At 70.4% G+C, this 9,904-nt stretch carries 8 protein-coding genes; 7 read left to right on the plus strand and 1 reads right to left on the minus strand.

The window, feature by feature from the left end; all coding sequences use genetic code 11:
* Positions 1–91: 91 nt before the first annotated feature.
* Positions 92–445: a hypothetical protein gene (locus ACFQ6N_RS39430; RefSeq protein WP_380658977.1), complete on the minus strand. Its 354-nt coding sequence runs from the start codon at positions 443–445 to the stop codon at positions 92–94.
* Positions 446–845: 400 nt separating this feature from the next.
* Between ACFQ6N_RS39430 and ACFQ6N_RS39435 the strand changes: the two genes are divergently transcribed.
* The 7 genes from ACFQ6N_RS39435 (at position 846) to ACFQ6N_RS39465 (ending at position 9,379) form a co-directional block, all read left to right on the plus strand.
* A complete protein-coding gene (locus ACFQ6N_RS39435; protein WP_380658978.1) occupies positions 846–1,094 on the plus strand; it encodes a hypothetical protein in 249 nt (82 codons plus the stop codon).
* Between the two features lie 99 nt (positions 1,095–1,193).
* Positions 1,194–2,741, plus strand: coding sequence for a hypothetical protein (locus tag ACFQ6N_RS39440; RefSeq protein WP_380658979.1), 1,548 nt, complete (start codon positions 1,194–1,196; stop codon positions 2,739–2,741).
* A gap of 314 nt (positions 2,742–3,055) precedes the next feature.
* Positions 3,056–3,355: a hypothetical protein gene (locus ACFQ6N_RS39445; protein ID WP_380658980.1), complete on the plus strand. Its 300-nt coding sequence runs from the start codon at positions 3,056–3,058 to the stop codon at positions 3,353–3,355.
* A 276-nt stretch (positions 3,356–3,631) separates the two neighbouring features.
* A complete protein-coding gene (locus ACFQ6N_RS39450) occupies positions 3,632–4,849 on the plus strand; it encodes a cytochrome P450 (protein WP_380658981.1) in 1,218 nt (405 codons plus the stop codon).
* 337 nt (positions 4,850–5,186) lie between these two features.
* On the plus strand, positions 5,187–5,660 hold the full coding sequence (locus ACFQ6N_RS39455) for a protease inhibitor I42 family protein (RefSeq protein WP_380658982.1): 474 nt from the start codon (positions 5,187–5,189) through the stop codon (positions 5,658–5,660).
* Between the two features lie 667 nt (positions 5,661–6,327).
* Entirely contained in the window at positions 6,328–6,807 is a 480-nt protein-coding gene (locus ACFQ6N_RS39460; RefSeq protein WP_380658983.1) for a hypothetical protein, read from the plus strand.
* Positions 6,808–7,138: 331 nt separating this feature from the next.
* Entirely contained in the window at positions 7,139–9,379 is a 2,241-nt protein-coding gene (locus ACFQ6N_RS39465; RefSeq protein ID WP_380658984.1) for a tetratricopeptide repeat protein, read from the plus strand.
* Positions 9,380–9,904: the final 525 nt, after the last annotated feature.

Below are 9,904 nucleotides of genomic sequence, written 5' to 3' on the forward strand. Positions count from 1 at the left end.
CAGAGGGCCGACGATTCAACCGCAGGACAGCCGGAGCGTCAGTCAGCCGAGGGGTCAGGCCCCCCGAGCGGTGCCACCTACATCCTCACAGTCAGACGATTGAGACCCGGGAGACGTAGGCGTTGTTGAGGCTCAGGCTGCCGCCCGCGTAGAGGTTGTAGTCGATGCCGTTCGCCGTGATGATGCCGTTGTTCCACTGAGAGGTCACCGAGTACACACCGGCGACTCCGGGGTACGTCGTGCCAACGCTCCCCGCATAGCAGAGCTGCCAGTAGCCGCTGCTGTCGTGTATCCAGAGCTCGATGCCGTACGCCTCCGCGCCGCCGCCCGGGCACTGCACGCTCCCGATTGCGCTGGCCGGCGAGGCCGCCAGGACACCGCCGCCGATGAGGGTCGCGGCCGCCAGCGCCACGGCACCGATTCGTGTGATCTTGCGACGAGCCATCTGCTTCTCTCCTCGTGTCGGACTCTTGTGACAACCGGCTGACGGGCCGGCTCGGCACCATCCTTGTGCCAGCGGCAGCCCGCCACCATGACGTTGGCCGGAGGTTGGGCGGACACTCGCGCCGTGGGGCCCTCACGCCCTGGGAGGCGAGGTGCCAGGCCTTCGCCCGGCAGCCGGCCGTCCTGCCCGCCGCTGTCCTCGCCGTCCGTCCCGGCCCGCCGGTGTGCGGCCGGATGTGGCTGCGCTGGTCCGGCCACGACGGCATCCGCACTCTGCACCACGGCCGGGCCCGGCCCGGGGCTGGACCGAACGCGGCGTGGACGGCCTGGACGGGTGGGTGGCCCTGGTTGACGGCCTGGGCGTTACCGCCGCTGGCCGGGGCGGCGTGCCGGAACCGCTCGTGCACACGGAGGCGTGGGATGCCGGCGTCACCCTGCTCGGCGCCCTCACCCGGCACCCCGCCCCGGCCGCCCACGACGGCGCTGAGGTCGTACGCCAGTTCCTCGTCCAGCTGCCCATCGCTGCCGGGGACGATCTCCCGGCCGGCGGCCCGCTCGACAGCGTCGGCGGCCCGCTCCACGTGGCAGCCGGTAGGAACACCCCGGCGCGGATGCGAGTGGCCAGTGCGGCCCGCATAGATGTGTCTTGAATACATGCGAGACGGGGATCACATGACGGAAGGTCGCACTTCGCCCGACCCGAGGTGTCTAGTACGGGCATGACATGGACACTCCACGGGAAGGCTGAGATGGGACCCACCTTCAGGCGCGTCGGGCGACTCCTGTCCGTCCCGTTCACCGTTACCGCTCTGCTGGCCCCGGCCCTCGCCCTGGTCACCCCGGCCGCAGCCGCAGCCGCACCGGACACCTACACGTTCGCCAACGGTGACGGCACCCTCAACGCGACGGGCAACAACGACGGAAACCAGATCTCCGTCACGCCGGACGGCACCAACTACCAGAACTTCCGCCTCATCAGGCTGGGAGACCCCGGCCAGTTCAACATCGCCAACACGTCATCCGGGAAATGCATCTACGCCACCCAGCCCGCCACACAGAAATCGTGCGGTCAGGACGGCGAGCAGTGGCACTTCCGCCCGGTGGACGGCAAGCCCAACACCTTCGGGATCGTCCGCCGCGACGACTCCAGCGGCACCGAGTGGTGCATGGACAACCGGGGCGGCCTCCACCTGTGGGGGATCCTGGCCCAGCCCAACGTCTGCAACGGTAGTGCGGCCCAGGAGTGGACGGTTCCCGCGTCGAAGGCAGCCGAAGCCAGGAACCTGGCGCTGGACTACTACGCGGACCTGTGCTCCAGGAAGACCTCCACCTGCTCGTGGACGGAGAAGTCCGAGGGGCAGCCCGCGATTCTGCCCCGCCAACCCGCCTCGTCGATCTGGTACAACGACACCAGCTCCACGATGAAGCAGTTCTTCACCACCATCTACCACTCTGGATGGTCACAGGCGTACTCCGTGGGCCTATCGTCCTCCGTAGGGGTGTCCGCCCCGATCCAGGCCATGATCTCCAGCCAGCTGACCGCGACAACGGTGTACACCTCCGACGAGACGACGATCAACGGCATCGCCGTGGACGTTCCGTCGAAGAACTACGCCTGGGTCGACTTCGCGGCTGTCGGCAAGAAGGTCACCGGAACATGGACGTTCGACACCGACAACCAGCCGTGGACCACTGACGCGACGGTCACCGTCCCCGTCATCAACTCGGCCGCCGGATCGACGATGTACATCGCGCGCACCAGCACCGATGCGCCGGGCAGCAGCAGCGGCGCGACCAGCCCTGACGTGAAGCCGCAGGCCTTCGCGAAGACCACCACGAAGGCGCTGGATCTGCCCAAGGACGCCAGCATGACCGCCGCCAACAACACGGTGACGATCACCGCCGACGGCGGGACCATCGTCGCCACCGTCACCCCCGGCACCATCACTGACACCGACGGCACCGTGCACAAGGTTGCCCTGACCGTCTCCGGTAACACCGTGACGCAGACGATCGAAGGCGTCACCGGCGACACGGTCACCGGCACCATGAGCCCGCCGGTGTACTCGGTAAAGGACACCGGCGCCGCGTCGGCGGCCGCCGCGAAGATGTCGGCGTTCGCGATGGAGCGCCCCGCACTCAGCGACGACAAGAAGAAGCGCCTCCAGTGCATCGGAGACAAAATGGGCGAAGGCGCTACGTTCGGCCTCCTCGGTGCCGCCCTCGGACAGCCCGAAGCCGTCATCGGCGGAGTCTTCGGCGGCCTCATCATCGGCCTCGCCGAATGCACCAGGTGAACCGCCCCGAGCTCGGTAGAAGCTTCAGTCTGTTGCTGTGACCTGTTGGTTTGGTGCTCACTGGCAGCGCCGGCCTGCGGACAACGGCGTGACCACAGGCCGGCACCCAGCCCCGGCTCACCCGGACAGGCCCTCAGCCGACCACCCTCATCAACGTGACAAGTGACGCTACGGGCATGATGCCGGTGCAGGTTCCCCGCCGTCCGCCCGCCCTGGGGCGGGCGGCGTCAGCCAGTGCCATCGGTGTGCAGCAGCGCAACCAGCCCAGAGGCCACCGCGAATACCTCCCCGGGTCCCACCCCCGCCCGCACCGCATGCCGACCGAGCACATCCTTGGTCTCGCGGACACCGCTGTGCCGTACGCCCTCGCCGACCAGATCCGCTCCGTCAGTCGGCAGCTGGACGCGCTGATCGAGGCCGACAAGCCGATGGCCGCTCTGGCCGCCATCCGGCTGTCCGGCGGCTACTTCGCCCGCCAGGCCCGCGATGCCGCCCTGCGCGCAAGCTTCCTGGACAACTCCTGGGCCGAGATCGGCGAAGCCCTCGGCATCTCCAAGCAGGCCGCCTGGGAGCGCTGCGGCAAGGCCCGCCGGGAGCCCGCCACCGCTTCCTGAAACCACCCACCGAGAAGGACCTGTTCCCGGCATTGGAGCTGCCGGGAACAGACCCATGGGCCATTCTGCCGCCTTCCCGACACTGGCCAGCGACGGGTGCCTAACCGAGCCGCCACATGGTCTGCAAGGGCATCGGAAAGGTTGCGAATTCCGACGCGATAAACCCTGCCGACCCGCAGCCTCCCGGGCCCGCACCCGACGGCCCCGGCCGGGAACTCCCGGACGCCTGCGGGTAGTTCACGATTCAGTACACGGGACTTCAGAGGGGAGCACAGCATGGACGGCGCGGCGATCGTCGAGCGGCTGATGACGACGGAGGTCAGGAGAGACCCGTACCCGCTGTACGCGCGGGCGCGCGAGCTGGGCCCGGTGGTGCCCGCGGGGGAGGGGATGTACGTCGTGACGGGCTACGCGGCCGTCAACAAGGTCCTGCGCACCCCCGGCTTCGGCGTGGTGTCCGGCGACACGATGGCCGACTTCGAGCCCGAGTACGCCCGGCACGACTCGCTCGTCCTGTTCGGCCGCTCGATCCTCCAGCGCAACGCCCCCGACCAGCCCCGGGTCCGCTCGCTGATCGCCTCGGTCTTCACCGCCCGCCGCGTCGCCGAGCTGCGCCCGGCGGTGGAGGGAGCGGTCGCCCGGCTGCTCGACGAGATGGCCGAGCAGGGCGCGGACGGCTCGGCGGTGGACTTCATGGACGCCTTCGCCTTCCGGCTGCCGGTCGGCGTGGTCTGCGAGCTGCTCGGCGTCCCCGAGCGGGACCGCTACCGCTTCCGCCGCCTGGCCTCCGACCTCACCGTCGCCCTGGAGATGTTCCAGCCGCTGGACGGCCTGGCCGTCGCCGACAAGGCCGCCGTCGAGCTGTCCCGGTACTTCCTCGAACTCGCCGGCGAGCGCGCCGCCGACCCCCGGGACGACCTGGTCACCGACCTCGCCCGGATCGCCGCCGAGGACGAGGCCCGGCTGTCCGTCGAGGAACTGCTCGCCAACCTGGTGCTGCTGCTGATCGCCGGCTTCGAGACCACCACCAACCTGCTCGGCAACGGCCTCGCCGTCCTCTTCCGCCACCCCGGGATCGCGGACGGGCTGCGCGGCGGCGCCGTCACCCCGGCCGGCTTCACCGACGAGGTGCTGCGCTTCGACGCCCCGATCCAGGCCACCTCCCGGATCGCGCTCGCCGAGGGCCTGGCCGTCGAGGGCCTGCCCATCCCGCCCGGCGCCGTGTTGACCCTGCTGATCGGCTCGGCCAACCACGACCCGGCGCGGTACGAGCGCCCGGAGGTCTTCGACCCGACCCGCACCGACAGCCAACCCCTCAGCTTCGGCGGCGGGCCGCACTTCTGCCTGGGCTCGCAGCTGGCGCGGATGGAGGCCGAGGTGGCGTTGCCCGCCCTGCTCGACCGCTTCCCCCGGCTCGCCCCCGGCGGCCCGGCCACCCGGCGTGACCGGCTGGTCCTGCGCGGTTTCGAGACCCTGCCGGTGACCGTCCGCTGACCGCCTGCCGCCCCGCCCCGCTCCTGAGACCGCCCCCGCCCCCACGTCCGAGCTGGGCATCGGCTGGGAGACCGACCGGGAGACCACCGGGTGGCCCGCAACGCGATCCCCGGCTGCGCCAGGCCGGGGCCGCCGGCGACCTCACACCCGAGCTGCGCCGCGGAGAAGCGCACGCCCTGGTCGGCGAGTTCGACCGGACGCACGCGCTGCTGGCCGACTCATGGAACCGCGTCGCGGACATGGTGGAGGCCACCCCGCACGAACCAACTCCTCGCCCGCTGGCTCGACGCGGCCGCCGCCGTCCTGGCGCTGGCGTCACCCGCCGGGAGGCGACCCCGTGAGCAGGCGTTGGCGCCGGGTCCTGCTGACGGCGGCCGCGGTGCTGGCCGTCGCGGCCACCGCGAGCGCGGTGGCCGTCCACAGGATGACCACCGGCAGACTCGACCACGGCACCGTGTTCACCCAGACCTCGGGCGACCTGGCTGTCAGGCCCGGTCAGCTGTTCTCGATCGAGGTGTCCGCCTACCGGGGGGCCGGTGACAACTGGACCCTGTCCGCCCCCGCCCCCGACCAGGCCGGGGTGCAGGCCGCCGGTGACGAGTACGTCGACAACTTGGGCCTCACGGACCTGATCGGCTTCGGCGCGACCGGAGGACTCGGTACCGGCGGCCGCTACTACTTCACCTTCCGCGCCCAGAGCCCCGGACACACCAGCATCACCATGCACGTCGCCTACCGGGACGAACTCGGCGGGGCCTTCCCCGGAGGACCCGACCAGACCAGGCGCCAGTTCACCATCGACGTCCGCTGAGCCACCCGGTGGTCGGCGTGGCGGGCGCACGGTTGACCGGCGGCGCACCCCGGGGAGGAACCGGCACACGATGAGGTGCTCGCCGCCGGGGTGGCAGGGATGCGGTCGTGTGTGCCTGCCATCCGGGCGGGGCTCCGTCGTCACCGCCGGCGGCGACCGGTCCCACCGGGGGGTGTGGCTGCTGCCCGAGCCGTCGTGCGGCTTCAGGTTGTCACCGGGGCGATGGAGGCCGCGTGGTCGCTCTGGGCCTGGTAGACGCCCGGCCGAACCGGTCCCTGGGACTGCACGATCCCGCACGCCCGTGCACCGTCTGACCAACCCCGTCCACCGCCACCCGCCCGGGCGGCCAGCACCATGCCGTCGTCCCCTTCGTCCAGCGTCATCGAGGCCCGCAAGGTACTCGCCGCCCGCCTGGTTGGCTGCGCAAGGCAGCGGCCTCCAGCTCCGGGGCATCGGCGAATCTCAGCTCGATGCGGCCGTCGGCTACCCGCCGCTTGAGCTCGGCTGCGCTGCCCGCGGCGCTGTGGCTCGTCACGGGATGGGCGCGGCGCCGCCCCTGTCAACGACATGTGGCCGTGTTGGGTTGTAACTGGCATACACAGGGCCTTGGTTGTGGGTACGGTCGTTGTCGTTCTCTGTTCAGGTCGGAGTTGTCGGAGGGGGCGCGGTGTTTTCGGGTGTCGAGGTCGCGGTGGGGTATGTGTTCGCCTGGGCGGTGCGGAAGGCTCGGCTGATCGCGGGGCGGGCGGATGGGGAGGTGGACCGTGCGCTGGAGGCCGGGATGGACCATGTCCACGATGTGGTGAGCCGCAAGCTCGGGCAGGACCCGGCGCTGGAGCAAACCGTGGAGGAAGCCGGCGAGGGGCAGGGGCAGCTCTCGGACAACACCCGCCAGTGGCTGGAGGCGAGCCTGAACAACGCTGCGAGGAAGGATGCGGAGTTCGCGGCGGCTCTGAAGGCCGCGGTGGAGCAGGCGCAGGCTGTTGAACGTGCCGCAGCCGGGGTGTCTGCGAACGGTGGCAGTATCGGCATCGGCGGCGACGCGCATGTCCACGCCGAGGGCGGGTCGGTCGCCGCCGTACAGATCTCCGGACCGGTCACGCTCGGTCCCGCAAACCCTCAGCAGCCGGGGGCGGTTCAGGGCTGACCACCCCCGGTGACCGGACCCTCCCGGAGGGTCTGCCCTGGGCGGGGCCCGTTTTCCGCGCCACCGGTGGTGGTGTCGCCGCAGGTGTCATCGGCCAGGTCAGCCGGTACGCCGCGCCGCGCGGCCCGGCTTCCTGGCCACACCAGGTCGGCACCCTGCCCCCGCAAGCCGTGCACTTTCAGCTCCGCCGGGAATTGGCCGAGCTGACGACGGCACTGACCAGCGCTGGGGGGCCGACAGCGCTCGCGCCGCTGTGCTGGTGGGACTGGGCGGGGTCGGTAAGAGCCAGCTCGCCGCCTACTATGCACGCGGCGCGATCAGCGGTGGAGAGGTGGACGTGCTGGTGTGGGCCCCTGCGACCACCAGGTCCGTGCTTGTCGGTGCCTTCGCCCAAGCCGCGGCCGAACTGATCGGCTCAGACGCGCCAGAGGATCCGGAGCACGCGGCGGCGGCGTTCCTGGCCTGGCTGGAACCCAAAGCCGGCCGGCCCGCATGCCGCTGGCTGGTCGTGCTGGACGATGTCGCCGACCCGGCGGACCTGACCGGGCTGTGGCCTGCGGCCTCGCCGACAGGCCAGACCCTGGTCACCAGCCGTCGTCGAGACCCCGCCCTGCTCAGCGGCCGCCACACGGTCACCCTTGGCGTCTTCACCGCCACAGAGGCCCACGCCTACCTCATGGGCGCGTTCGCCCCAGGTCTCCTCGACGTCGACCTCGCTAACCCCGTCCGGGACCTGGATGCGCTCGCCGACGACCTCGGGCACCTTCCGCTGGCTCTCTCCCAGGCTGCTGCCTACATCGCCGAACTCGCGGATGCGGGCATGACTACGGCCGACTACCGGCGTCTACTCTCGGACCGCACCCGCATGCTGCGTAATGCGGCACCAGACCGTCTGCCAGACGGACAGGCCCTTACTGTCGCCGCCACCTGGTCACTCTCGATTGAACACGCCGACACGCTTCGCCCACTGGGCTTGGCCCGCCGGATGCTTTGTCTTCTGTCTTTCCTCGACCCCAATGGCATCCCTGAGACCGTCCTCACCAACGGGCCCGCCCTCGTCTACCTCGGCCTTAACCGGGAAGCGCCATGGAGACGACATCTCCAGCTGGAGCTGTACCCCGGGTTTCCTGCGCGTCCTGGGTACCCGCAGCCTGCATCCCCTGGCACTGGCTATGGCTACCCCTCCGTTCCGCATAAGCCCGAGTACCTCAGGTCGTCATACCTCGGTCACCGCACGACCACTGGCCGGGACACCCCTTCGACGGCAAGACAAGCGGTAGCAGACGTGCTGGATATGGCTGAGAGTCAGATGGAGGGAACGGACCGTGCGGACGCCGAAATGCAGGCCCGCGCGGTCCTGAGCGTGCTTCGCCGCCTCAGCCTCATCGAACGTTCACACGACCGCGCGGCCGGGGTCCGCGTCCACGTGATGGTTCAGCGAGCGGTCCATGACACCCTGCCCCGGGACGAGTACAGCCGGCTGGCCCGCACCGCAGGCGACGTGCTTCTCGCCGCATGGCCCGACATCGAACGCGATACCACTCTGGCCTCCGAGCTGCGCGCCAACGCGATGGCCCTCGCCGGCCACGCCGGTACGGCGCTGTACCTCACCCACGCCCACCTCGTGCTGCACGCCACGGGCAGTAGTCTTGGCAACGCTGGCCAGGCGTCGGCAGCCCGTGACCTCTTCAGCCACCTCACCACCGTCACGACGCTCCACCTCGGCCCGAACCATCCCAGTACCCTCGCCGCGCGCAGTGGCCTTGGCCGGTGGCGGGGTGAGGCGGGGGACCCGGCCGGGGCGGTGGCCGTGTTCACCGAACTGCTGCCGGACCTGACGCGTGTGCTCGGCCGCTCGCACCCCGACACCCTCGCCGTGCGCGGCAGGTTGGTCCACTGGAGGACAGAGGCAGAGGGCCCCGAGAGCACATACACGGCGTTCAGCGAACTGCTGTCGGACGCGGCATCGGTGTGGGGTTTGCACCATCCCGACACCCTGCGCCTGCGCAGCCAGACGGCCCACTGGCGCGGAGAGGCGGGCGATCCGGCGGGCGCACAGGACATGTGCGACAGCCTCTTTCCGGACGTGGCGTCAAGATGGGGCTTGCGGCATCCCGATACCTTGCGCCTGCGCAGTCAGATGGCTCACTGGCGCGGAGTGGCGGGCGATCCGGCGGGCGCATACACCATCTGTAACAGTCTGGTACCGGATCTGCTGCGTGTGTGGGGCCCCGACCACCCCGACACCCTGCGCCTCCAATGCCAGAGGGCCTATTGGAGGGGCAAGTCGGGGAAACCACAGGCGGCACACAGCACCTTCGCCGGACTGTTGCCGGACCTGCTGCGTGTGTGGGGCCCAGATCACCCCGACACCTTCACCGCCCGGGGGAATCTCGCCCACTGGCAGGGAGAGGCCGGTGACCCGGAAGGGGCGGTTGCCGCGCTCTCCGAGCTGGCTCAAGAAACCGAGCGGGTCCTGGGCCCCAACCACCCGTACACACTTAACGTTCGACACCTTCTCACCCACTGGTGCAGGGAAGCAGGAGAGAAGCAGTCATCAGACGCCGAGTAGAGGTGTGCGCCTCCACACCGAGACCGGGGATGCAGTGCGGCCACCACACAAGCTTGATGTCGGGCCCCGGGCGCGGGGGATCGCTCACCCGAACGGGTACTGACCGGTTCCCGTCCGTCGGTTCCCGGGGCCCGGTTCCTGCCGGGCCGGCCCAGGTCGGGCGCCTCGGGTCCACAGCCGGGGCGCGCCCCGGCCGGCTGGTGGGTTCGGGTGTCCCCGGGTGGGTGGGTGGGTGGGTGGGTGGGTGGTGGGTGTCAGGTGGTGATGAGGACCATGGGCGCGTAGGGGTTGGGACGTTGTGGCCGAAGCCGGTCAGGGCGCTGACGACGGCGGCGGTGAGGGCGTGTGCGGCGTGCTGGAGGACCGCGAGTTCGTCCTCGTCGTAGGGGTCGGTGCTGCCGGCCTCGACGCGTTTCTGTTCGGGGCGGTCCTAGGGCCTGTGTGATGTCGTGATCAATCTTCGGGTTCTGCCCCGCCCCGGGGCAGAACCGGGTAGGACTGTTGGTTGTGACGCGCAGGCAACTC

The sequence above is a fragment of the Kitasatospora sp. NPDC056446 genome (assembly GCF_042796115.1).
Lineage (GTDB): Bacteria > Actinomycetota > Actinomycetes > Streptomycetales > Streptomycetaceae > Kitasatospora.